Annotated in this window: 24 protein-coding genes and 1 other RNA gene; 5 read left to right on the forward strand and 20 right to left on the reverse strand. The window is 74.4% G+C overall.

Annotated elements, in window-relative coordinates; genetic code table 11:
* Window positions 1-15: 15 nt before the first annotated feature.
* The 3 genes from ACI8AB_RS16265 to ACI8AB_RS16275 form a co-directional block, all read right to left on the reverse strand.
* Window positions 16-930: an oxygen-binding di-iron domain-containing protein gene (locus tag ACI8AB_RS16265; protein WP_456950954.1), complete on the reverse strand. Its 915-nt coding sequence runs from the start codon at window positions 928-930 to the stop codon at window positions 16-18.
* 101 nt (window positions 931-1,031) lie between these two features.
* Window positions 1,032-2,210 (reverse strand): anti-sigma factor RsbA family regulatory protein, encoded by a 1,179-nt coding sequence (locus tag ACI8AB_RS16270; protein ID WP_456950955.1) that lies wholly within the window; start codon window positions 2,208-2,210, stop codon window positions 1,032-1,034.
* A 142-nt stretch (window positions 2,211-2,352) separates the two neighbouring features.
* On the reverse strand, window positions 2,353-2,973 hold the full coding sequence (locus ACI8AB_RS16275; RefSeq protein ID WP_456950956.1) for a hypothetical protein: 621 nt from the start codon (window positions 2,971-2,973) through the stop codon (window positions 2,353-2,355).
* 788 nt (window positions 2,974-3,761) lie between these two features.
* On the opposite strand from ACI8AB_RS16275, the gene ACI8AB_RS16280 reads away from it, so the two are divergent.
* From ACI8AB_RS16280 to ACI8AB_RS16295, 4 genes are all read left to right on the forward strand, one after another.
* Window positions 3,762-4,241, forward strand: a complete 480-nt coding sequence (locus ACI8AB_RS16280) for a hypothetical protein (RefSeq protein WP_456950957.1) — start codon at window positions 3,762-3,764, stop codon at window positions 4,239-4,241.
* 98 nt (window positions 4,242-4,339) lie between these two features.
* Window positions 4,340-5,752 (forward strand): MFS transporter, encoded by a 1,413-nt coding sequence (locus ACI8AB_RS16285; RefSeq protein WP_456950958.1) that lies wholly within the window; start codon window positions 4,340-4,342, stop codon window positions 5,750-5,752.
* 119 nt (window positions 5,753-5,871) lie between these two features.
* Entirely contained in the window at window positions 5,872-6,585 is a 714-nt protein-coding gene (locus ACI8AB_RS16290) for a hypothetical protein (protein WP_456950959.1), read from the forward strand.
* A gap of 65 nt (window positions 6,586-6,650) precedes the next feature.
* The gene (locus ACI8AB_RS16295) at window positions 6,651-6,875 is read left to right on the forward strand and encodes a mycothiol transferase (protein WP_456951025.1); all 225 of its coding nucleotides are present in this window, start codon (window positions 6,651-6,653) and stop codon (window positions 6,873-6,875) included.
* Window positions 6,876-6,934: 59 nt separating this feature from the next.
* Here ACI8AB_RS16295 and ssrA read toward each other — a convergent pair.
* From ssrA to ACI8AB_RS16380, 17 genes are all read right to left on the reverse strand, one after another.
* Window positions 6,935-7,308, reverse strand: a transfer-messenger RNA (tmRNA) gene (ssrA, locus tag ACI8AB_RS16300).
* 154 nt (window positions 7,309-7,462) lie between these two features.
* Window positions 7,463-8,605 carry a magnesium and cobalt transport protein CorA gene (locus ACI8AB_RS16305; RefSeq protein ID WP_387986074.1) on the reverse strand — a complete coding sequence of 381 codons (1,143 nt, stop codon included), beginning with the start codon at window positions 8,603-8,605 and terminating at the stop codon, window positions 7,463-7,465.
* A gap of 253 nt (window positions 8,606-8,858) precedes the next feature.
* Window positions 8,859-10,463, reverse strand: a complete 1,605-nt coding sequence (locus ACI8AB_RS16310; RefSeq protein ID WP_387986076.1) for an SLC13 family permease — start codon at window positions 10,461-10,463, stop codon at window positions 8,859-8,861.
* Window positions 10,464-10,510: 47 nt separating this feature from the next.
* Window positions 10,511-11,044, reverse strand: a complete 534-nt coding sequence (locus tag ACI8AB_RS16315; protein WP_456950960.1) for a carboxymuconolactone decarboxylase family protein — start codon at window positions 11,042-11,044, stop codon at window positions 10,511-10,513.
* Window positions 11,041-11,919, reverse strand: coding sequence for an SCO6745 family protein (locus ACI8AB_RS16320; protein WP_456950961.1), 879 nt, complete (start codon window positions 11,917-11,919; stop codon window positions 11,041-11,043). The genes ACI8AB_RS16315 and ACI8AB_RS16320 overlap by 4 nt, the downstream gene beginning before the upstream one ends.
* 10 nt (window positions 11,920-11,929) lie before the next feature.
* Window positions 11,930-12,370: a GNAT family N-acetyltransferase gene (locus ACI8AB_RS16325; RefSeq protein ID WP_456950962.1), complete on the reverse strand. Its 441-nt coding sequence runs from the start codon at window positions 12,368-12,370 to the stop codon at window positions 11,930-11,932.
* Entirely contained in the window at window positions 12,370-13,386 is a 1,017-nt protein-coding gene (locus ACI8AB_RS16330) for a GNAT family N-acetyltransferase (protein WP_456950963.1), read from the reverse strand. The genes ACI8AB_RS16325 and ACI8AB_RS16330 overlap by 1 nt, the downstream gene beginning before the upstream one ends.
* A gap of 45 nt (window positions 13,387-13,431) precedes the next feature.
* Window positions 13,432-13,803 (reverse strand): VOC family protein, encoded by a 372-nt coding sequence (locus ACI8AB_RS16335; protein WP_456950964.1) that lies wholly within the window; start codon window positions 13,801-13,803, stop codon window positions 13,432-13,434.
* The gene (locus ACI8AB_RS16340; protein WP_456950965.1) at window positions 13,800-14,696 is read right to left on the reverse strand and encodes an amidohydrolase family protein; all 897 of its coding nucleotides are present in this window, start codon (window positions 14,694-14,696) and stop codon (window positions 13,800-13,802) included. The genes ACI8AB_RS16335 and ACI8AB_RS16340 overlap by 4 nt, the downstream gene beginning before the upstream one ends.
* Before the next feature lie 34 nt (window positions 14,697-14,730).
* Window positions 14,731-15,894 carry a serine hydrolase domain-containing protein gene (locus ACI8AB_RS16345; protein WP_456950966.1) on the reverse strand — a complete coding sequence of 388 codons (1,164 nt, stop codon included), beginning with the start codon at window positions 15,892-15,894 and terminating at the stop codon, window positions 14,731-14,733.
* 74 nt (window positions 15,895-15,968) lie between these two features.
* The gene (locus ACI8AB_RS16350; RefSeq protein ID WP_456950967.1) at window positions 15,969-16,904 is read right to left on the reverse strand and encodes an NADP-dependent oxidoreductase; all 936 of its coding nucleotides are present in this window, start codon (window positions 16,902-16,904) and stop codon (window positions 15,969-15,971) included.
* 10 nt (window positions 16,905-16,914) lie between these two features.
* Window positions 16,915-17,391: an SsrA-binding protein SmpB gene (gene smpB / locus ACI8AB_RS16355; protein ID WP_387986096.1), complete on the reverse strand. Its 477-nt coding sequence runs from the start codon at window positions 17,389-17,391 to the stop codon at window positions 16,915-16,917.
* Between the two features lie 9 nt (window positions 17,392-17,400).
* The gene (locus tag ACI8AB_RS16360) at window positions 17,401-18,420 is read right to left on the reverse strand and encodes a hypothetical protein (RefSeq protein WP_456950968.1); all 1,020 of its coding nucleotides are present in this window, start codon (window positions 18,418-18,420) and stop codon (window positions 17,401-17,403) included.
* A gap of 147 nt (window positions 18,421-18,567) precedes the next feature.
* A complete protein-coding gene (gene ftsX / locus ACI8AB_RS16365) occupies window positions 18,568-19,452 on the reverse strand; it encodes a permease-like cell division protein FtsX (RefSeq protein WP_456950969.1) in 885 nt (294 codons plus the stop codon).
* 45 nt (window positions 19,453-19,497) lie between these two features.
* Window positions 19,498-20,187, reverse strand: a complete 690-nt coding sequence (gene ftsE, locus ACI8AB_RS16370) for a cell division ATP-binding protein FtsE (RefSeq protein ID WP_387986103.1) — start codon at window positions 20,185-20,187, stop codon at window positions 19,498-19,500.
* Between the two features lie 137 nt (window positions 20,188-20,324).
* Window positions 20,325-21,437 (reverse strand): peptide chain release factor 2, encoded by a 1,113-nt coding sequence (gene prfB, locus ACI8AB_RS16375; protein ID WP_387986106.1) that lies wholly within the window; start codon window positions 21,435-21,437, stop codon window positions 20,325-20,327.
* A 48-nt stretch (window positions 21,438-21,485) separates the two neighbouring features.
* Window positions 21,486-21,905: a hypothetical protein gene (locus ACI8AB_RS16380; protein WP_456950970.1), complete on the reverse strand. Its 420-nt coding sequence runs from the start codon at window positions 21,903-21,905 to the stop codon at window positions 21,486-21,488.
* A 60-nt stretch (window positions 21,906-21,965) separates the two neighbouring features.
* On the opposite strand from ACI8AB_RS16380, the gene ACI8AB_RS16385 reads away from it, so the two are divergent.
* Window positions 21,966-22,253, forward strand: a complete 288-nt coding sequence (locus tag ACI8AB_RS16385) for a DUF6343 family protein (protein ID WP_387986109.1) — start codon at window positions 21,966-21,968, stop codon at window positions 22,251-22,253.
* Window positions 22,254-22,308: the final 55 nt, after the last annotated feature.

The raw sequence follows: 22,308 nt of genomic DNA on the forward strand, positions 1-22,308 counted from the left end.
GACCCCCGTGTACGGCTACGGGCTCCGGACGGTCTCGCCCACCGGCGAGCTCGGCCGTCGCGGCGTCGGCGGGGACACGCCGGGCTCCTGCGGGCCGGCCGCCGTCGGGGTCGCGGGGACCTGCTCGCCGGCGCGCTGCATCGCCGCCATGGCCTTGATCATGTCGGCGAACTGCTCGGAGTCCGGTGGCACGAACCGCTCGGCGGTGGGGACCTGCGCCAGCACCCGGAGGAACTCCTCCAGCTCCGTCCCGCTCGCGACGGGGAGGTGCGAGGAGAAGATCCGCCGGGGCTGGATCTGCCGGACTCGGTCGAGGACCCGGCCGAACTCGGCCTCGTCCGTGAGGTGCGCCCACGGCGAGTCCGCGGTGGCCCAGCCGATCATGCCGCCGGCGAGGGCCTCCGGGGACACGTCCGACGTGTCCTGCGTGGGCTCCGGGAGCAGCGCCCCGAAGGCGTCGACGGTGAACAGCGCCCCGGTGGAGCGGTCCAGGACGCCGAGGGAGATCGGGTTGTCGAACAGCGGCGGGGCGACCGCGGTGAGCGTGCGGTCCCCCACGTGGATCTCGTCACCGGCCCGGATGGCGTGCACCCGCTCCATGGGGACCGGCCACCACGTCGACATGCGCAGCGCCGCGAACCCGTGCGTGACCAGCCGGGCGTTCGGCGCCGCCTCCATGATCCGCTGGATGTTGCCGGTGTGGTCGGCGTCGTCGTGGGTGAGCCACACCCACTTCAGGGTCCGCAGGTCGATCATCGAGCCGACCGCGTCGAGGAACTGGTCCGCGTCGACGGCGAGGCCGCTGTCGATGAGGACCGGCTCCTCGGACGTGATCAGGTAGGCGTTGATCGGGAGGACGCCGACCCCCGGCAGGGAGAGGTTGGTGGGCAGGACGTGGACGTCGTCCTGACCTCGGTAGGGGCTGTCCACGGGACGCCTCCGGTGGTCGCGCTCGGTGGCCGCCTCCTCGGCCGCCCCGAACGTAGGGCGGCTCCCCGTCACCCACCAGGGCCCTTGTCCTCCGGGCGCCGCTAGCCGAGGCCGTGGTGGTCCAGCAGCAGCTCGCACCGCCGGCACCGCTCGCCGGGCGGGACGTCGGACCAGGAGCGCTCGCGGGCCGGGTCGAGCCGGGCCGCGGGGACGTCCCCGCAGAACGACGACCCGTCGCCGTCGACGGCGTGGACCGCGCCCGGGCCACGGGGACTCCCGCGCGCGGTGCCGGGACGCAGGACGGGCCCGTCCCCGGCCTCCTGCGCGGGGCCCGGCGGCGGGCCGGTGCGCAACCGGACGGTGCAGCCGTCGGTGGTGACGAGCGCGACGTCGACCTCGGTGAGCCGGGAGCTCAGCCACAGACCGAGCCCGGCCCCCGCCGCGCTCTCGGGGGCGGGGACGAGACCGGTCAGGGGGTCGGCGGGCCCTGGGCCGGTGTCGTGCACGTGGACGACGACCCGGCCGTCCCCGGTCCAGACCCGGACGGTGGTGGGTGGGCGGCCGTACAGCTGCGCGTTGACGACGGCCTCGGACAGCGCGAACAGCAGCTCGTCGAGCGCCGTGGCACCGACCAGCTCGCGCGCGGCGTCGCGGACGCGGCGCCGGGTCTGCTTCAGCGAGGCGTCGGCCAGGTCGACGACCGGGGTCGTCCGCTCGAGCGGGTCGGCCGTCGGCGGCAGCCCCTCGAACTCGGCGACGTCCTGGTAGCGGGGGCTGGCGCCGGCGCCGCCGTCCGGGGTGACCAGGCGGGGGTGGGTGCGCTCGACGACGTCCCGCACGGCGTCCGGGACGGTCGTGGCGTCGTAGAGGCAGCGGCTCCACACCGGGTGGTCCTGCCAGACGACGTTGACCGCCGACTCGTACCGGTCCCAGCCCTCGAACCGCCCGCCGTTGCCCTCGTGCGGGACGTCGCCGGCGATCCGGACCTGCCCCGCGCCGGCGGCCACGTGCCGCTCGAACTGCTGCCGGTAGGCCTCGATGGCGCGCGCGGGCGAGGCGTAGAGCCCCGCGTCCGCGAGGAAGGTGACCGCCTCGGGCCGGGGCAGCACCGCCCGGAGCAGGTCGCACTTGCGGGTGTCGTAGCCGATGACGACCGGCTCGCCGACGGTGGTCCCCTGCGTCACGAAGGGGACGATCATCGCCAGGAACTCAGCGTCCGAGGAGTAGAACCCGGCCTCGTGGAAGTTCCCGACGTGGTCGCGTGCCGCACCGGTTCTCATGACTCCGCTCCCACCCCTGCCACGCAGGTAGGACGCCGGCGGCAGGTCCTCGGCCGGGCCGACCGTCCGACATCCGTACCCCGCTGTTCCGTGTGTAGTCGTCGGGAGGAAGGGGCGCACGGCGCCCCTTCCTCCCGACGGGTCACACGGTCTCGGGCACCCGCAGGTGGGCGAGGACGAGTTCCATCTCGGCGATGTCGACCACCTCCCGGCCCATCGCCCGGACGGACTCCTCGCGGAGGGAACGGGCCCGCTCGCGTGAGGCCTCGAGCGTGCTGCGGTCGTCGAAGGTGACGGTGCCGACGGCCAGGCCACCGTCGCGGTCGACCAGGAGGCTGAGGCTGCAGAAGCCCGGCATCTGCTCGATGCGCGGCATCGTGAGCGACCGGTAGGTGTCGAGCGCCCGGTCGGTGTCCGCAGGGTCCCCGCGGGTCCAGGTGAGCCGGGCCCACGCGCCGTCGTGGGTCTCGTGCGCCCGGTGCAGGACCGCGATCTCCCACGCCTGGACCTCCGGCTCGCCGCCGAAGATCCCGACCAGTTGCATGCGCATCGGGTGCACGTGCTCGGCACTGGAGCGCATCGCCCTCGCGTCCTCCCAGGCGGAGGTGACGATGCAGCGGCCGGCGTCCCGGTCGACGAGCATCGAGAGGCCGACGAAGCCGTCCATGTGCCGCATGACGGGCAGCACCTCGTTGCGCATGTAGGTGATGCCGGCGTCGACGTGCTGCGGGTTGCCACGGATGGTGGTGGTTCGGGCGTACATGCCACCACTCCTCTCTCGAGCAGGCGACGACGCCCCTGCGGCATCGCCGCGCGGCCGACTGTCCCCGCCTCCCGCCGCACACGACAGAGCCGAGCGTCCCGCCCCGGCGGGTGCGTGGCCGTGCGGCGAGTCAGCGGGGACCAGTGCCGGACCCGCCCAGCGGCAGGTGGGGGGTGAGGGGGACCAGGCGGGCTCCGCGCTCTCCTCGGCGACGTCGTGGACGGCCCGCCGTGCGTGTGCCAGCCGGTCGAGATCCGGGAGGGCAGGGTGACCTGGACCATCGCCGGGTCCGTCGGCCGGTCCGCCCACGGGTGGACACCGGTCTGCTCGTCCGTCACCGCGAACTCCCCCACCGCTCCCCGCGCCGGCAGCGTGGACTGCACCCGGAGCGACCGGGGGGATCGGCGCGATCCCGTCCCCCACGCCGCCGGTGTGGGTAGCTGCGGCTCCCGTGGACGGGACGGGTGTGAGCAGCGCCCGGGTCCCGTCGCGGGCGCCGTCCTGCTCCGCGCGACCGTCTGTGCCATCTCTGCCTCCCCGGACCCTCGGGAGCCGTCCCGGCGGCAGCCGGGCCACGGAGAGGTGACTGGTTGCAGGAGACATGGGTGAACCGGGCCGGGTCGCCGTTGCCCGCAGCGTGGTCGCCGCCGCTGTCCACCGCGACGTCGCCCGGCACGGGGGTGCCCGTGGCGACCGTCCACCAGCGGTGAGGAGTCGCTCCCTCCACCGGCGCCGCCCGCGGTGCGAGCATGGCGCCGGCTGTGCCGGTTGCTGCGCAGGGAGATCCCATGGCAGATCCCGAGGTCCTCGAGCCCCTGGTCCTGACCGCGATCGAGGACTACTTCCGCCTCCTCCAGGCGCACGTGCCCGCGGAGGAGATGCTGGAGAAGATCCTGACGGAGGACTTCGAGACGGGGTTCGTCGGCGGCCGCACGTGGCGCGGTCCGGACGGGCTGGCCGACTTCCTCGCCTCCCGGTCGGTGTTCTTCGACGAGTCCCACGAGGTCCTGCAGGTGATGGACGCCCGGCGGACCTCCGAGGACGAGCTGACGGCACGGACCCGGCTGCGCTTCTCCCTGCGCCGCAGGCTCCCCGAGGCCGCGGTGAGCGAGGAGTTCACCGGACAGGCCTTCCACACGTGGCGGTTCCGCCGGGACGCGGCCCCCGGACGCTGGCGGGTGAGCGCCCAGATGGTCGACGGTTTCGCCCTCCTCGACGACAACGCGGCCGCCCTGTTCTCCGCACCCGCGGAGGGACTGCGCACCTGAGGCCGCCCCGGCCGTCCTGACCGGGCGCGGCCGCGGTCGTTGTCCCCCACGCCCCGGCGCTGCCAGACTGGCGGGGCGCGACGAGGGGGCGGTCGTTCATGACGACACCCGGGACCCTGCGGCGGACGCTGCCGTTCCTGCCCGTGGCGGGGGCGCTGTTCTGCATCCAGCTGGACTTCTTCTCACTCGCCCTCGCGCTCCCGACCATCGCGGCCGACCTCGGGTCGACCACGACGGACCTGCAGTGGCTGCTGAGCGGCTACATGATCGCCCTGGGGTCGCTGCTGATCCCGGCCGGGCGATCGGGCGACGTGCTGGGACGGCGCCGCGTGCTGCTGCTGGGCATCACGGTGTTCGCGCTGACGTCGCTGGTGTGCGGGCTCACCTCGGCGGTCCCGGTGCTCATCGCCGCCCGTGTGGCACAGGGGCTCGGCGCCGCGATGATCATGCCGACGGCGCTGGCGCTGGTCACCAACGCGACGACCGGGGACGAGCGGCCGCGGGTCACCGGCACGTTGCTGGGCATCGCGGGTGTCGGGACGGCGCTGGGTCCGGTCGTCGGCGGCGTGCTGGCCTCGGAGGTCAGCTGGCGGTGGGTGTTCCTGCTCAACGTCCCCATCGCCGCGCTGGCGTTCTGGGGCGTCCTGCGACTGCCCGGGTCTCGCGACGAGACCGGGCCCCGCACGCTCCGGCAGCTGGACTGGTGGGGCGTGGTCTCGGTGGTCGCGGGGCTCGCCCTCGTGAGCGTGGCGATCGACGACGTCGGCGCCGAGGGCTGGGCGAGCCCGATCACGATCGTGCCGCTGGTGGCCGGGTTCGCGCTGCTCGCGGTCTTCGCGGTGGTGGAGACGCGGGTCCCGGCGCCCCTGGTCCGCCCGTCGCTGGTGCGCGACCGGGTCTTCGTGGTGCTCACCGTCGCGGGCACGATCGCCAACATCGGGGCCTGTGTGTTCATCGTCCTCGCGACCCTCGAGCTGCAGGACGTCCGGGGGCTGTCCGCGGCCGCCGCAGGCCTGGTCTTCCTCGCCTCCTCGGTCGGGCTGGCCGCGTGCGGGCCCCTGTCCGGACCGCTCTCCGTGCACTTCCCGGCCGGGATCGTCATGGCGGCGGCGCTCCTGCTGGCCGCGCCGGCGCTGGTGTTGCTGGCCGTGGCCGGCCCCCTGCCCCTCTACGTCCTCGCGCTCGCGCTCTGCGGGGTCACCACCGGCATGGGGTACTCCCTCGGCCAGGTCGCCGTCCAGAACGTCCTGCCGCCCGCGCGCTCCGCGGAGGGCACGAGCGTGCTGCTCACGGTCCTCATCAGCGTCGGCGGCGTCGGCGTGGTGGCGGCCACGGCCGTCGTGGAGGCCACCGGTGACGGCCGGGCCACGACCGGCGGCATCGAGCTGGTCCTCGGCGTCCTCGCCGCCGTGCTGCTCGTGGCCGGGATCGTCACGCTCGTCACCGAGTCGCGCAGGCTCCTCGCCGCGCGGGGGTCCGGCCGGCGCGACCGCCACCCGCTCCCGACGTGACCCCGCCGCGCCGAGCCACGGCACGGCACGGACCTCCCACGAGGAGTGCAGATGTCCCTCACCCACGCCACCGGCCGGAACCGACACGAGCCGGCCGTGCGGGCCGCGGAGCCGGCGACGTGACGACCGCCGTCGCCCCGAGGACGCCGCCCTCGTCCCGGGTGCGTCCGCCGTCCTATCGCGACACCGCGGCAGACCTGCCCCGCCAGATCGCGAACGTCGTCGTCGACCTGCCGCTCTGCCTGCTCGCCCCGCTGGTCCGGCGCCGGCACCGGACGTGGGGGGCCCGCCCCGAGGAGGTCGCGGCAGCGATGCCCGGTGACGACCTGCTCCCCCGGGCCCAGTACGTCGCCACCCGGGCGATCACCGTGGACGCCCCACCGGAGGAGGTCTGGCCCTGGCTCGTGCAGGTCGGCTACCGACGCGGCGGCTGGTACGCCAACGACCTGCTCGACGACTTCGCGCTGCCCAGCGCCCGGGAGGTCGTCCCCGACCTGCAGGACGTCCACGTCGGTCAGCGGCTGGCGATGGTCCCGCGGCCGTCGGCGCGGACGGCGTTCGTCGTCGACGGCTTCGTCGCACCGGAGTGGCTGCTGTGGCGCACGCCCAACCGGACCTTCGCCTGGCGCCTGGTGCCGCTCCCCGGGGGACGGACGCGGGTGCTCACCCGACTGGCCACCGTCTACGAGTGGTCGCGTCCGCTGGTCCTGGGCACGGTCGTGCTGATGGAGTTCGGCGACTACCCGATGATGCGGCGCATGCTGCGCGGGATCCGGAAGCGGGCGGAGACCAGGCACCAACGCACAGCACGGGCATCGCACGAAACCGACTGACAGCTGCTCCACCCCACGAGGCCCGTGCCGGGCGGAGCTCGTGGAAGACCGGGGGCTGGACGAGGCTGGCCTCGCGCGACGGTCGGCGCGTCGTCGATCACCCTGGGCGGGCTGCTCGAACACCTGGCTCGGGCTGGGCCGACGGTGAGGTCGCCGGCCTGCGCCGTCTCCTCGTCGACCTGATCGAGGAGGACGCACGGCGCGTGGGCCACGCCGACCTCATCCGCGAGTCGGTGGACGACCTGGTCGGGGAGGACCCGCCGGCCGCACGGCGTCCCGCCGCGGGCTGAGCAGTCGACCGGACGACGAACCGCCCCGGACCTCGCGGTCCGGGGCGGTTCGTCGTGCAGGGTGGAGGTGGCGGGAATCGAACCCGCGTCCTTCGACGCAGAACCAGGGCTTCTCCGAGCGCAGTCCGCTCCGTCTCTGCTCGGCCCCACCGATCCCACGGACGGGTCGGTGTGACGGGCCCAGTCACTGTTGGGTGTCCCGTGCGCGCCCGTGACCGGCACGCACGGTGAGTCATCTAGCTGATGCCAGGATCCGGGTCGATGACGAACCCGGGCTGACAGACCCGCCTAGCTGCTGTCAGGCAGCGAGAGCGAAGTCAGTGCGCTTATCAGCGGCACTTGTGAGTCGCAACGCATGGTTAACGAGGTCATCGTTGCCTTCCTCGGCTCGCTTCCCCTGGTCGAACGACCGAAGTCGAGACCATTCACCCCCTGTGTAGTTGTCCACCCATCGTAACCGGGCCGGCCACCGGGTTGTTCCCTCGGCGTCCCGGCGCGTTGATCATCGGGTGACTGCCGCCCGACACGCCGGGCGACGGCGTGTCGTCGTGCACGCGGCCGATGATCAACTCGGGACAGGGACGTCGCTAGATCCAGTCGCGGCGCTTGAAGACGGCGTACAGCGTCAGGCTCACGCCCAGCATCAGCACCAGCGCGAACGGGTAGCCGAGGTGCCACGACAGCTCGGGCATGTCGTCGAAGTTCATCCCGTAGACCGTGCCCACCAGCGTCGGGGCGAACAGGATGGCCGCCCACGCGGAGATCTTCTTGACCTCCTCGCCCTGCGCGATCGAGGCCTCGGTCAGCTCGCGGATCTCGTCGTTCTGCCGCTGCGCCACCAGGGTCGCGTTCACGGTGAGGATGTCGCGCAGCTGCAGCCGGAAGGCCTCGATGCGCTCGTTGACCTGGGTGACGTGGTCGGCGACGTCGCGCAGGTAGCTGCGCAGCTCCTCGTCGACGCCGTACTTGTCGAACCCGGCGGTGATGGCGGCGAGGATCCCGGTCAGCGGCTGGGCGGCCCGCTGGAACTCCAGGACCTCCTGCGACAGCTCGTAGATGCGCCGCGAGACGCCGGGGTCCCCGCGGAAGACCTCGGTCTCGATCTCGTCGATGTCGTTGGCCAGGCCCGCGACCACCGGCGAGTACCCGTCGACGACGGCGTCGAGGATCGCGTACAGCACCGCCTCGCTGCCCTTGGCCAGCAGCGCCGGCTCGCTCTCCAGCCGCCGCCGCACGCGGGCCAGGTCCGGCGATTCGGCGTGCCGGACGGTGATCGCGAACTGCCGGCCGAGGAACAGGTGCAGCTCGCCGAACTCGACCTCCTCGGCCGCGTCCAGGTAGCGCGCGGCCTTGAGGACGACGAACAGCGTGTCGCCGTAGCGCTCGAACTTGGGCCGCTGGTGGGCCTGGATCGCGTCCTCGACGGCGAGGTCGGGCAGGTCGTACTGCTCGGCCAGCTCCCCCAGCTCCGCGGGCTCGGGCCGGTAGAGGCCCAGCCACACCAGCCGGTCGTCGAAGCCCTCGGTCAGCCAGTCGTGGCTCTCCTCCGCCGACGGCGGGGTGGCGATGCGCCGGCCGCTCGCGTAGACGGCGTTGTCGACCAGGCGCGACTGGCGCTCGGGCTGCGGCGGTGCCGGCTGCGGGGGCGGCACCGGCCGCAGGACCTGCGGCCGCGGACGGCGGCCGAGGGTGGACAGGGCGGTGAGGGGCGCGAGGCGACGGTCGGCCATGACGGGCTCCCGGGGGACGCTGGGTGGCGGGACTCAGCGGAGGCCCTCCACGCGAGCGCTGCCCCGGCGCGCGTGGCGCGACCGGGACCTAGGCGGGGAGGGCCTCGGGACTGGGACTGGGGGGCTCGCTGCGCATGGCTCGCCCTCCTCCCCGTCGACCGGCGCCCGGCATCCCGCGGGCCGTCGTCCATCGTGACACGTCCCCGCGCGGGAGGGCTTCCCGGAGAGGGAGAGTTCCCCCTCCGTTCACTCGTCAGACCGAGAGCACCAGGTCCACCATCACCGGCAGCAGGACCACGATCAGCAGTGCGCCCAGGACGTCGAAGGAGATCCCCGAGCGGATCATCTTGGTGATCGGCACGACGCCGGAGCCGTAGACGATCGCGTTCTGCGGTGTCGACACCGGCAGCATGAACCCGAAGGACGCCGCGAAGGTCGCCGCCAGGGCGGGCACGAAGGGGTTGATGCTCGCGGCCACGGCCACCGGGATGATGATCGGCACGACGACCGCGGCGGAGGCGGTGTTCGACGTCGTCTCGCTGATGATGATCGCCAGGATCACCGCGAAGACCGTGATCGCGAAGGTGCTGGTCAGGCCGAGCCAGTCGGCGGAGCTGTTGCCGATCGTCTCGGCCAGGCCGGTGTCGGCGAGCAGCGAGCCGAAGATGATCCCGGTGCCGAACAGCAGGATCGTGCCCCAGTCGATCTTGGCGGCGTCGGACCAGTTGAGGGTGAACTCCCGCCGCTTCCAGTCGGTGGGCAGCAGGAACAGCAGCGACGCCCCGAGAACGGCGATGATGCCCTCGTCCATGCGGTCGCTGATCGTCGTGTAGACGTCGGAGTCGGTGCCCGCGACGAGCGCGATGACGCCGGGGAAGATCCAGCACGCGACGGTGATGCCGAAGGCGATCAGCGTGTTCTTCTCCGCCCGCGAGACGGGACCGAGCTGGGCGCGCTCCTGCCGCACGTACTCGTGCACGCCCTCGATCCGCTTGATCTCCGGCCGGTTGAGCAGCAGCAGGACCGCGGCCAGCGCCACGAACATCAGCGCGCAGATCGGCAGCGCCATGAGCATCCAGTCGAGGAACCCGATCCGCTCCCCCGTCGCCTCCTCGATCAGCCCGCGGCCGATCAGGTTCGGCGGCGTGCCGACCGGGGTGATCAGCCCGCCGACGCTCGCGCCGTAGGCCAGCATCAGCATCAGCGCGACGCCGACCCGCAGCCGCAGCGGGTCGAAGTCCGGCCGGACCAGCTCCTTGTCCTGCATCAGCTTGGCGATCACCGAGAGGATGCCGATCGCCGTGGGCAGCAGCATCGCCACGGTGGCGGTGTTGGAGACGAACGCCGACAGCACCGCCGTGATCAGCCCGAACGCGATGACGACCCGAGCCGTCGAGGCGCCGACCCACTGCATCGACAGGATCGCCATCGCGAACCGCCGCGCGACACCGTGCTTGAGCATGGCCGCGGCCAGGATGAACGCGCCGATGAAGGTGAACACCGTCGTCGAGCCGAGCGGCCCCACCGCGTCGTCCGCCGGCACCACCCCGAGGACGACGATCGCGCCCACGCCGATGAGGCCGCCCACCGGGATCGGCACCGGCTCGGTGATCCACAGGACGATGACGCCCAGCAGGACCGCGGCGAGCAGGTGCTGGTCACGGGGCAGGTCCAGCGGGAGCAGCGCGAAGACGATCGTCACGACCGGGGCGAGGAACAGCCCGACGGTCCGGCGGCCCTTCTCGAAGCGCTCCTCGGCGGGGCTGAGCTGCTGCTCCCCCAGGCTGCGGTAGGTGGCCGAGCCGCGGAAGGCGGCGTCGACGTCGGTGCGCTGCGGAGGACGGTCGGTCGTGGTCATGGCAGCTCCCCGGGTGTGACCTGCAGCACACGATAGGGAGAACCGGGTCAGCCCGGAACCTCTCCCTCCGGCGGGGGCACCTCCAGAGCCACGAGGAACCGGGCGACCATCGCGTAGCCGCCCACGAGCACGGCGAGCTCGACGACCCCGCGGTCGTCGAGGTGCTCGCGCACCGCGGCGAACACCGGGTCGGGGACGGTGACGGCGCCGGCCGAGGCGTCGGTGAACGCCAGCACGGCGGCCTGCGCCGGCGTCCACACCGGCTCGGCGGTGGCGTCGTCGGCGCGCAGGACGCGCAGGTGCAGGTCGGTGAGCCCGGCGCGGCGGGCGATCGGCTCGTGCGCGGCCCACTCGAACTCCGCGCCGGCGAGGACGGCGACCCGCAGGACGACCAGCTCCCGCAGGTCGGCGGGGAGCGTGGTGCCGCCGCGCAGCGCGCCGAGCAGCGCGTTCCAGCCCTCGGCCACCGGCGGGCTGTGCAGCAGCAGCCGGTCGAGGGCGGAGAGGACGCCGCCGCGCCGGGCGCGCAGCAGGTCCGCCGTCGGCCCCTCGCCGGGCGCCTCGGGCAGCCGCGGAGTCACCGGCCGGCGAAGACGCCGGAGGGGTAGGCGCCGTTGGCGACGAGCGTGGCCGACATCCGCTTGCCCAGCTCGACCACCCGGGCGGTGCGCTCCGGGCCCAGGTGCGCCCACGGCGTGGTCCCCAGCGCGTCGGTCTCGGCCTCGAGGTCGGCGCGCAGCCGCTGACCGGCCTCGGTGAGCCGGTCGCCGTCGAGCAGGCCGCGGTCGGCCAGGCGCGCGGCGGCGGCGGCCCAGTCCTCGTCGCTCCAGCCGCGGGTGGCCTTCGCCGACGCGGGCAGGAACCCGCGGCCGGTGGCGGTGTGGGTGACCAGTGCCTCCAGGCCCGACAGGCCGTGGTGGACCAGGACGGCGACGTGCCCGTCGCCGCGCCACTCGCGCAGCAGCGTCGCGGCGTGCCAGAGCCGGGTGACCGGGTCCTCCGGCCAGGGCAGGTCGGCGTGGCCGGCGTACAGCGGACGTCCCTCGGCGGGGAGCACCGAGCACGCGTCGGCGAGCAGGTCGCCGAGCTCGGCGACCTCCGGTGCGGCGGCGGCCTCCTCGCCGCCGAGCAGCCGGGTCAGCGAGGCGCGGGCGGCGGCGGAGCGCGCCTCCACGACCTGCGCGGGCGAGGCCAGCGTCCAGGCCCGCGGGACGTGCCGCGCCACGAGCGCCGGGGAGAAGTTGGAGAAGGTCGCCGTCACCACGCCCGGGCCGACCGCGCCCATCGGGGCCGCGCGGCCGGCGAAGTAGACCATCCGCCCGGGCCGCAGGCCGACCGCCGTCAGGTGCTGATCGGTCTCCGGCACGAAGTACACGTGGTTGTGCAGCGGCTCGACGGCGCGGTGCGCGCGGCCGACGAGGGCGGGGTCGAGGACGGGCTGATCGGCGGTGACCATGCCGGCGACCCTAGCGAGCGGCCCGGGCCGCCCGGCGGTACAGCAGGTACTCGCCGTCCTCCCCCGCCGGCACGAAACCCGCGGTCTCGTAGAGGGCGCGGGCCGGGTTGTCCCGGTGCACGCCGAGCCGGACCTCGGCGTGGCCGGCGGCCGCGGCGTCGGCGGCGCACGCCTCGAGCAGCCGCCGCCCGTGGCCCCGCCGGCGGTACGGCGGCAGCACCTGCACGGTCACCACCAGCGCGGCCCCGTCGTCGGGCGTCCACATCACGAACCCGGCGGGGTCCCCGTCCACCTCGAGCACGGTGGTGCGGGCCAGGTTGTCCCGCCACAGCGCCCGGTTGCGGTCCAGCGCCGCGGTCCAGGCCGCCTCCTGCGCGGGCTCGACGTCCCGGACGTAGGCCCGCTCGGCCGCCTCGACCAGCGGCAGGTCCGCCTCCCGCGCCGGGCGCATCAGCCGGCGACCGGCGGGACCGGGAACGCCCAGGCGTGGTGGGTGCGGGCGACCCGGAAGCCGACGCGCTCGTAGAGGGCGAACGCGCCGGTGGTGTTCTCGGTGTCGACGTCGAGGCGGGCCGCGCGGCACCCGTCGGCCGCGGCGCGGGCCAGCGCGGCGGCGATGGCCGTGCCCGCCACGCCGCGCCCGCGGGAGCCGGGCAGCACGCCGATCTGGCCGAAGTGGACGGTGGGGATCCCGGTGGCGCGGGTGTCGGCCTCGTAGACGTAGGCGAGGACGTACCCGGCGACGGCGCCGTCGCCGTCCAGCGCCAGCACCGACAGGTCGGGCCGGAACGCCCGCACGCCGGTGAACCAGGTGCGCCAGGCGGTCTCGTCGCGCTCGGTGGAGCCGTGGTGCTCGGTGAACGCGGCGTTGTGCGCGCGGCGCACCTCGTCGTCGCGGTCCCAGGTGAAGGGCGCCGGCTCGATCCCGGTAGGCACGTCGACGGCGGGCAGCTCGTCGAGCGGGCGCTCCATGGTGGCGAACAGCCGCTCGACCGCGAAGCCCCGGCGCTCCAGCAGCCGCTCCAGCGAGGTCATCGCGGGCCAGGCGCTGGCGACGAGCCGGCCGGGCAGCCCGGGCGGGGCGAACGCCGCGTGCTGCGCGGTGCCGCGGCGCACCTGCCAGTCGACCAGCGCCCGGCCGATGCCGCGCCCGCGCCAGTCCGGGTGCACCCGGCCCTCGGCCCAGACGCGCAGCGCCTCGCGGCCGCCGCGCTGGGAGATCGACGTCGCCCAGGCCACCAGCCGGCCGTCCCCGGTGACCACGGCCCGGCCGTCGGAGGGCAGGTCGACGAGCTCGCGGCCCCACCACTCGGCCAGGTCGCCGGCGTCCTCGTGCTCGCCGGTGTCGTCGACGGCCTCGGCGGCCGCGAGCAGGTCGGCCGCGGCAGGGGCGTCGTCGAGGGTGAGCGGGCGGGCGGTCAGCCCGGCGGGCAGGCCGGTCACGTCGGCGGGGAGCACGTCGGTCACGGGCGGTCAGGTTAGGTGGGCTCCGCGGGCGCGGGCGACCGGGTTTCAGACCCGCACGAACAGGCAGAACGGGTGGCCGGCGGGGTCGGCGTAGATCCGCACGAGCTCACCGGGGTCGTCGTAGCCGCCGATCCGCCGGGCGCCGGCCTCCTCGGCGAGCGCGCAGGCCGCGTCGAGGTCGTCGACCTCCAGGTCGAGGTGGACCTGCATCTGCTGGGTGCCCGGCTCCGGCGGCCACACCGGCGGCACGTGGTCGCGCTCGAGCTGGAAGGACAGGCCGGTGCCGCCGTCGTCGGGGCGCAGCGTGGCCCACTCGGGGCCGTCGTCGCGGATCGGCCAGCCGAGCAGCCGCCGGTAGAAGCGGGCCAGCCCGCGCGGGTCCGGCGTGCCGAGGACGGGGGCGGTCAACCGGATCACCGGGCACCGATCCCGAACAGCCGGGCGCCGTTGTCGTGCAGCACCGCGCGCAGCCAGTCGTCGCCGAGGTCGAGGCGGGACAGCGCGGCCAGCTGCTCGGCGTAGGGGTACGGGATGGACGGGAAGTCGCTGCCGAGCAGCACCTTGTCCCGCAGCGCCGCCAGCCGCGGCAGGTCGGCGCGGTCGAAGGGCATGAGCCGCTCGGTGAAGTCGGTGGCGAACATCGTGGTGTCCAGGTGCACCCGCTCGTACCGCTCGGCGAGGTCGAGGAAGTCCCGGTACTCGGGCATGCCCAGGTGCGCGATCACCAGCTGCAGCCGCGGGTGCCGCTCGAGCAGGCCGGCGGCGGGCCCGGGGCCGGTGTGCGCGCCGCGCAGCGGGCCGGAGCCGCAGTGGACGACGACCGGGGTGCCGGTCTCCTCCAGCCGCGCCCACACCGGGTCCAGCAGCGGGTCGCGCGGGTCGAAGGCGCCCACCTGCACGTGCACCTTGAACACCCGCACCCCGCGGTCGAGCGCCTCGGCGACGTAGTGCGGCGCCTCCGGCTCCGGGAAGAACGTGGCCGACCGCAGCACCTGCGGGTGCGCGTCGGCGAACCCCGACGACCAGTCGTTGAGCCAGCCGGCCATCCCCGGCTTGTGCGGGTAGGGCAGGGTCGGGAAGGCACGGACGCCGAGCCGGTCGAGGACGGCGAGCCGCTCGTCCTCGGGCAGCGCGTAGTGCACCGGCCACCCGGTGCCGTAGTGCGTCTCCGCCGCCTCGAAGTAGGACCACACCTTCGCCTGCACCCGCGGCGGCAGGAAGTGCACGTGCACGTCGACCAGGCCGGGCAGGCCCAGCTCGCGCCAGAACCGCGGGACGTCGTCGTCGTCGACCGGTGGATCGCAGCTCACCCGAGCGAACGTAGCGCCGGCCCGGGGACCGGGCTCACCGGTGTCCGGCGACGGCCGCGCAGGTGGCCAGCTCGAACACGGCGCGCAGCCGCGGGAACAGCTCCGGCGCACTGCCCGGCGTGAGCTGCCCGGTGACCGAGACGGTGACCGTCCTCGCGCCGTCGGCGGTCGCGGCGGCGAACTGGGTGTAGCCCGCGGTGTTGCCGGTGTGCCCGAAGACGGTGCCGCAGCGGGTGTCGTACCGGAACACCCCGAGGCCGGCGGAGTTCTCCCCCGGGCCCGGCGGCTCCGACGACCCCGGCCGGAAGGTGGACTGCTCGGCCCGGGTCGCCGGGTCGGTGAGGTCGCCGCGGACGTGGACGCCGACGAACCGGGCGAGGTCGGCCGGGGTGGACACGACCCCGCCCGAGGCCCACGACCAGCCGGCGGCGATCGCCGTGCTCACGTCCTCGGGCGGCTGCTCGGAGACGTCGTAGCCGTGCAGGTACGGGGTCGGGAGGTCCGGCCCGGCCGGGAGGCCCGTGGCGGTCAGGCCGGCGGGCCGCAGCACCAGCGCGGCCAGCACCTCGGCGTAGGGACGGCCGGTGACCGCCTCGACCACGAGGCCGGCCACCACGTTGTCGGAGTTGGAGTACCGGTACTCCGAGCCCGGCGCGAACAGCAGGGGCTCGTCCTCGGCGTAGGACAGCAGCTCCCGCGGCGGCGGCGGGTCCTGCAGCGACGACAGCAGCGCGTCCGCGAAGGCCTCGCTCCGGCTGAAGTCGGGGATGCCGCTGGTGTGCCCGAGCAGCTGGCGCAGGGTGACCGGCTGCCAGGCCGGCGGCAGGTCCGGCCGCCAGGTGCCGACGGGCTCGTCCAGGGAGAGGACCCCGCGGGACACCAGGGCCAGCACCGTGGCGGCGTTGAACGCCTTGGCCACGCTGGCGACCCGCACGGCGTCCCCGGCCGCGGGCGGGCGCCCCGTGGCGAGGTCCGCCACGCCGGCGGGGAGGACGTCGAGGTCCCCGTCGCGCCCCAGCGTCACCACCGCCCCGGGCGGGCCGCCGGGCTGCTGGACGAGGTCGGTCAGCGCGGCCTGCAGCGCCGCGGTGTCCCGCGCCGGCGCGGTGTCGGCGACCGCCGTCACCGGGACACCGGCCAGCGCCACCGCCGTGACCAGCGGGACCAGCAGGGACAGCGCACGCCGTGGCCCGGGCATGCGGGCAGGCTGCTCCGCGCCCGCGCGCCCCGGAAGGCCGCGACCCGGAGCGCCGGCCGCCACGCCGGGTGCGCTCAGCGGAGCGTGACGACGACCTTCCCGCGCACGTGCCCGCCGGCCACCAGGTCGTGGGCCTCGGCGGCGCGCTCGAGCGGGAACGCCCGGGCGATGGAGACCCGGAGCTGGCCGGCGTCGGCCATCCGGCCGAGCTCCTCGAGGTCGTGCCGCTCGGGCCGCACGAACACGTACCGCCCGCCCATCTCGTTGACCGCGGGGTCGACGACGCTGGTGACCCGGGTGACACCCCCCGGGCTGTCGCGCACCTGCTTCGGGGCGTCGGTGAGCGCGTCGCCGCCGTTGAGGTCGAGGACGGCGTCGACCGGCTCGGACAGCTGCGCGCTGATCGGCCCGGCCGAGTAGTCGAGCACCTCGGCGGCGCCCGCGTCGCGGAGGAAGCCGTGGTTGCGCGGGCTGGCGGTGCCGATGACGTGCGCGCCGAGCGCGACGGCGATCTGCACGGCGAAGAAGCCGACCCCGCCCGCCGCGCGGTGCACCAGGACGCGGTCCCCCTCGCCGACGTCGAGCGCCTCGGTGAGCGCCTGGTAGGCGGTCAGCCCGGCCAGCGGCAGCGCCCCGGCCTCGGCGAACGACAGCGACTCCGGCTTGCGCGCCACGCAGCGCTGCGGCGCGGGCACCAGCTCGGCGGCCGTCCCCCACTGGACGTCGTCGCGGCGCAGGTAGCCGAACACCTCGTCGCCGGGGGCGAGGTCGTGCACCGCGGGCCCGACCGCCTCGACGGTCCCGGCGAGGTCCCAGCCCGGCACGATCGGGAAGTGGTGCGGGAAGGCCCCGGCCAGGTGGCCCTCGCGGATGCCGACGTCGACCGGGTTGACCCCCGCGGCGTGCGTGCGGACGAGCACGGTGTCCGGGCCGACCGGCGGCTCGGGCAGGTCGTCGCGCAGCTCCAGGACGTCGGGGCCGCCGAACCGGTCGTAGGCGATCCCCCTCACCGCGTGCCCCTCAACGACGCCCCTTCACGTAGCGGCCGAACGCCTTCTGGATCTCGCGGCGGGAGTCCCGCTCGGCGAGGTCCTGGCGCTTGTCGTAGGACTTCTTGCCCTTGGCCAGCGCGAGCGTGGCCTTGACCTTCCCGTCCTTGAAGTACAGGTCCAGCGGCACGAGCGTCAGGCCGCCCTCGCGGGTCTTGCCGATCAGCTTGTCGATCTCCTCGCGGTGCATGAGCACCTTGCGCTTGCGGCGCGGGGCGTGGTTCGTCCAGGTCCCCTGCGTGTACTCGGGGATGTGCACGTGCTGGAGCCACACCTCGCCGTCGTCGACGGTGGCGAACCCGTCGACCAGCGACGCCCGGCCGGCGCGGAGGCTCTTCACCTCGGTGCCGGTGAGCACCAGGCCGACCTCGTAGGTGTCGAGGATCGAGTAGTCGTGCCGCGCCTTCTTGTTCTGGGCGATGAGCTTGCGCCCCTGTTCACGCGGCATGTCCCCAGGTTACTGCCGGTGCCCGGCCGCGGTGATCTCGCGGCGGAGCTGCGCGTACGTCGGCGCCTGCACCGGCAGGAACGCCACCTCGCGCACCCGCCGGGCGGTGTCGCTGGCGGCGAGGTAGCCCGGCCCGCCGCTGACCGCCGTCTCCAGCCGCACGGCCTCGGCGGCGACGTCGAGGGCGGCCAGCCGCAGCCGCGCGAGGTCGCCGGGGCCCACGCCCACCCGGTCGCCGGCGAGGTCCTCCAGCCGCCGGGCGGCGTCGTCGCGGCGCTCGGACAGCGCGTCGACGTCGGCCCGCAGGACGCCGGGGACGTGCTCGGCCGCCGCGTCCAGCGCGGCGTCGGCGACGCCGAGGGCGAGCGCGGTCTGCAGCAGCAGCATCGCCGGCCGGCACACCGCCATGAAGGAGGCGAGGTCGTCGCTGAGCACCCGCCCCGGCCCGACGGCGACGCCGTCGAGGTGCAGCCCGCCGGTGCCGGTGCCGTTGAGGCCGAGCAGGTCGAAGTGCCCGGTCGGCGTCACGCCGGGGTCGGTCAGCCGGAACAGCACGACGACGCGGCCCTCGTCCGGGGTGCGCGCGGGGGCCACGACGGCGGCGTCGTCGAAGAGGTTCGACGCCCAGCCGACGGTGCCCGACAGCCGCCAGCCGGCGCCGTCGCGGGTGGCGGTGACCGGCAGCGTCCCGGTGCCGGCGAGGTCGGCGACCGCCGGGGCGAGCGCGGTGGCGCCCGGGACGGTGCCCGCCCGCAGCCCCGCGACCAGGTCGGGCTGCGGCTGCGGCGGCGGGCAGCAGCGCAGGTACTCGAGCACCATCCGCTGCGACCAGGCGGCGAACGCGGTGGCCAGCGACACCGACGCGAGCTCCCGGACCATCCGCACCGAGGCCAGCAGCGCCTCGGTCGGGTCGTCGTCGTCCCGCTCGAACGCACCGATCGCGCCCAGCCGCCGCAGCGCCGGCCGCACGTCGGCCCGCCCCGCGTCGACGTCGGCGGCCCGCCCCAGCGCCTCGCTCGTCGTCGTCATGCCCCGTCCCTACCCCGGGATCCGCCTTTCGCGCGCGGATGTCGGACCCGGTGCGGGGCCCGGAGGGCTCCCGCCGGGTCCGGCGGTGGGGCTGTGCGCGACCGGGCAGGGCACGTGGTCACGCCGTCGGCCGGTGGGCCGACGGCGTCACAGCCGGACGTACAGGCGCAGCGTCACGTAGGCGGCGACCGCGGCCAGGCCGACGCCGGCGGCGGCGATGACCGGGCTGATCGTGGCGATCGCGCCCCAGTCGACCGGCGGGATGATCCCGGCCTTGATGGGGCCGGCCAGCGTCTTGTCGACGAACAGCACCTTGGTCAGCACCAGGCCGCCGACGGCGAGCAGCGCACCGATGAGCCCGGCGAGCGCCGCCTCGAGGATGAACGGCAGCTGGGTGTACCAGCGGGAGGCGCCGACCAGCCGCATGATGTTCGTCTCGTTGCGGCGGTTGAACGCGGCCAGCTGGATCGTGTTGGAGATCAGCAGCAACGCCGCGAGGGCCTGCACCACCGCGACGGCGATCGTCGCGTTGCGGGCGCCGTTGAGCAGGCTGAAGAGGCGGTCGAGGAAGTCGCCCTCGTCGCGCACCTGGTCGACGCCGTTCTGCCCGTTCGGGAACTCCGCGGCGATGACCTCGTAGCGCTCGGGGTTGACCAGCTCCACCCGGAAGCTCTCCGGCAGCGCGTCCGGCGGGGTGTTCTCGACCAGCTCGGGCTGCTGGGAGAACTGCTGCCGGAAGCGCTCGTAGGCCTCCTCCTTGGACTCGTAGATGAAGCTCTGCACCTCCGACGAGCCCGACAGCTGCTGCTCGATCGCGCTGCGCTGCTCGTCGGTGACGCCGTCGGCCAGGAAGATGGAGACCTGCACCTTGTCGTAGTAGATCTCCTTCATGTCGGAGATCATCCCGGCGATGAGCAGGCCGGTGCCCATGAGACCGAGCGAGATGGCCGTGGTCAGGATCATCGCGACCGTCATGGTCAGGTTGCGACGCAGCCCGGTGGCCACCTCGGAGAGGACGAAGTTGACGCGCATGGGTTCCCTGTCGTGAGGTGCAGGTCGTAGCGGGGCGGAGGACCGTCAGCGGCCGACGCCGTAGACGCCGCGCGACTGGTCGCGGGTGATCACGCCCCCGTTGAGCTCGATGACGCGGCGGCGCATGGAGTCCACGATGTGGTAGTCGTGCGTCGCCATGATCACGGTGGTGCCGGTGCGGTTGATCCGCTCCAGCAGCAGCATGATCCCCTCGCTGGTCTCCGGGTCGAGGTTGCCGGTGGGCTCGTCGGCGAGCAGCACCAGCGGCCGGTTGACGAACGCGCGGGCGATCGCGACCCGCTGCTGCTCACCACCGGAGAGCTCGTGCGGCAGCCGGTTGGCCTTGCCGTCGAGGCCGACCATCTCCAGCACCTCGGGCACGACCCGCTTGATCGTGCGGTGCGGCTTGTTGATGACCTCGAGGGCGAAGGCCACGTTCTCGGCCACGGTGCGGTTGCGCAGCAGCCGGAAGTCCTGGAAGACGCAGCCCATGGTGCGGCGGAGCTTGGGCACCTGCCACTTGCTCATGCCGTTGAGGGTCTTGCCGTTGACGGTGACCGTGCCGCGGGTGGGGTCGTCCTCCTTGAGCAGCAGCCGGAGGAACGTCGACTTGCCGGAGCCGGACGAGCCGATGAGGAAGACGAACTCGCCCTTGTCGATCTCCGTCGACACGTCATCGAGGGCCGGCCGGGAGCTGGCCGGGTAGAGCTTGGTGACGTGTTGCAATTCGATCACGAGGCGCCACGGTACCTGCCCGGCGACCCACCATGGTCGGTTCGCGCGGAGACGCACCGGGAGCACTTTCCCGGCCCGCGAGCCCACCCAGCGGGATCGCCCGGCGAACCCCGCCGCGGTGTGACCGACCCGACGTCTCAGTTCGCGGCGACGGCCTCCTGCTGACGGCGCCACCGGATGCCGGCCTCGATGAACGAGTCGATGTCGCCGTCGAGGACCGCCGAGGTGTTGCCGGTCTCCTGCTCGGTCCGCAGGTCCTTGACCATCTGGTACGGGTGCAGCACGTAGGAGCGCATCTGGTTGCCCCAGCTGGAGCCCTCGCCCTTGAGCGCGTCCATGGCGGCGCGCTGCTCCTCCTGCCGCTTGGCCAGCAGCCGCGCCTGGAGCACGCGCATCGCCGCGGCCCGGTTCTGGATCTGCGACTTCTCGTTCTGGCAGGACACCACGATGCCGGTGGGCAGGTGGGTGATCCGGACGGCGGAGTCGGTGGTGTTCACGCTCTGCCCGCCGGGGCCCGAGGACCGGAAGACGTCGATGCGGATCTCGTTCTCCGGGATCTCGACGTGGTCGGTCTGCTCGACGACCGGCAGCACCTCGACGCCGGCGAACGACGTCTGGCGGCGGCCCTGGTTGTCGAACGGCGAGATCCGCACCAGCCGGTGGGTGCCCTGCTCCACCGAGAGCGTGCCGTAGGCGTAGGGCTGCTTGACCGCGAAGGTGGCCGACTTGATCCCGGCCTCCTCGGCGTAGGAGGTGTCGTAGACCTCGACCGGGTAGCGGTGCCGCTCCGCCCAGCGCAGGTACATCCGCATGAGCATCTCGGCGAAGTCCGCGGCGTCGACGCCGCCGGCCTCCGAGCGGATGGTCACCAGCGCCTCGCGGGCGTCGTACTCCCCGTTGAGCAGCGTGCGGACCTCCAGCTCGTCGATCTCCTTGCGCAGCGCGGCCAGCTCGCGCTCGGCCTCGGCCGCGGTGGCCTCGTCGGACTCCTCCTCGGCCATCTCGTGCAGCACGCCGACGTCGTCGAGCCGGCGGCGCAGCTCCTCGACCCGGCGCAGGTCGCCCTGCAGGTAGGACAGCCGGGAGGTCAGCGCCTGGGCGGCCTCGACGTCGTTCCAGAGGTCCGGCGCGGCGGCCTGCTCCTCGAGCTCGGCCACCTCGCGGCGGAGCCGGTCGACGTCGAGGACGGACTCGATGCTCGAGAGGGTCGTGTCGAGTTCGTCGAGGACGACGGAGAAGTCTGCGGCCACGTCGATCCAGGGTAGTGCGCCGCCCGCCCGGGAGCGCCGGGCGCGCGGTCAGCCGATCCGCTCGGCCATCCACCGGGGGACGGCGTCCGGCGGCCGCGGGTGGTCGCGCAGCTCGGCGACCAGCGCCTCCCGCGGCAGCGGCGGGCCGTCGGGCTCGGCGTCGGCGTTGAAGATCGGCAGCAGCCGGCTCGTCGCCCGGTCGAGGGTCATGTCGGTCTGCAGCCAGGTGCCGCGCTCCGGCGTCCACATGACCCGCTTGAGCTCCTCGACGGCGGTCCGGACGGCGGCGGTCGCCGGCACCGGCACCGGCTCGCCGTCGGCGGGCCCGGCGGTGAGCAGGTCGCGCCGGACGCCGCCGACCACCGTGGCGCGGTAGCGGACGCGGGCCGCGTCGGCCGGGACGGCGGCGAGCAGGGCGGCGCCGAGGTCGCGGAGGACGGCGGTGGTGTCGCGGCCGGGCGGGGTCACGCCCGCCATCCTCGCAGCGGCCGCCCGGGTGACCGGGCCGGCACCGGGTACCCCTCCCCCATGAGCGAGCCGCGGCGCCGGCGCACCCGCGAGGAGTACGCGCGGGGCCTCCCCGACCACCACGACCCGACGGCGGGCATCGGCGGCGCGGCGCCGGCGCAGTCGGCGCTCACCCTCCGGCTGGTGCTGGCCGCCTTCGGGCTGGTCGTCTGCACGGTGTTCGGCGTCCTGTGGTGGCGGACCGACCTGCCGACGTGGCCCGCGGTGGTGCTGTTCGTCCTCGCCGCGGTCGCGCTGGTCGACCTGGTGGTCGTCGCCCGGCGCAAGCTCCGCGGCGAGCCGGGCTGACGGCGGGAACGCGCGCGGGGTGACGGCGGTTGCAGCGCGACGTCGACCGCCGAGC

The organism is Geodermatophilus sp. SYSU D00698 (genome assembly GCF_054050335.1).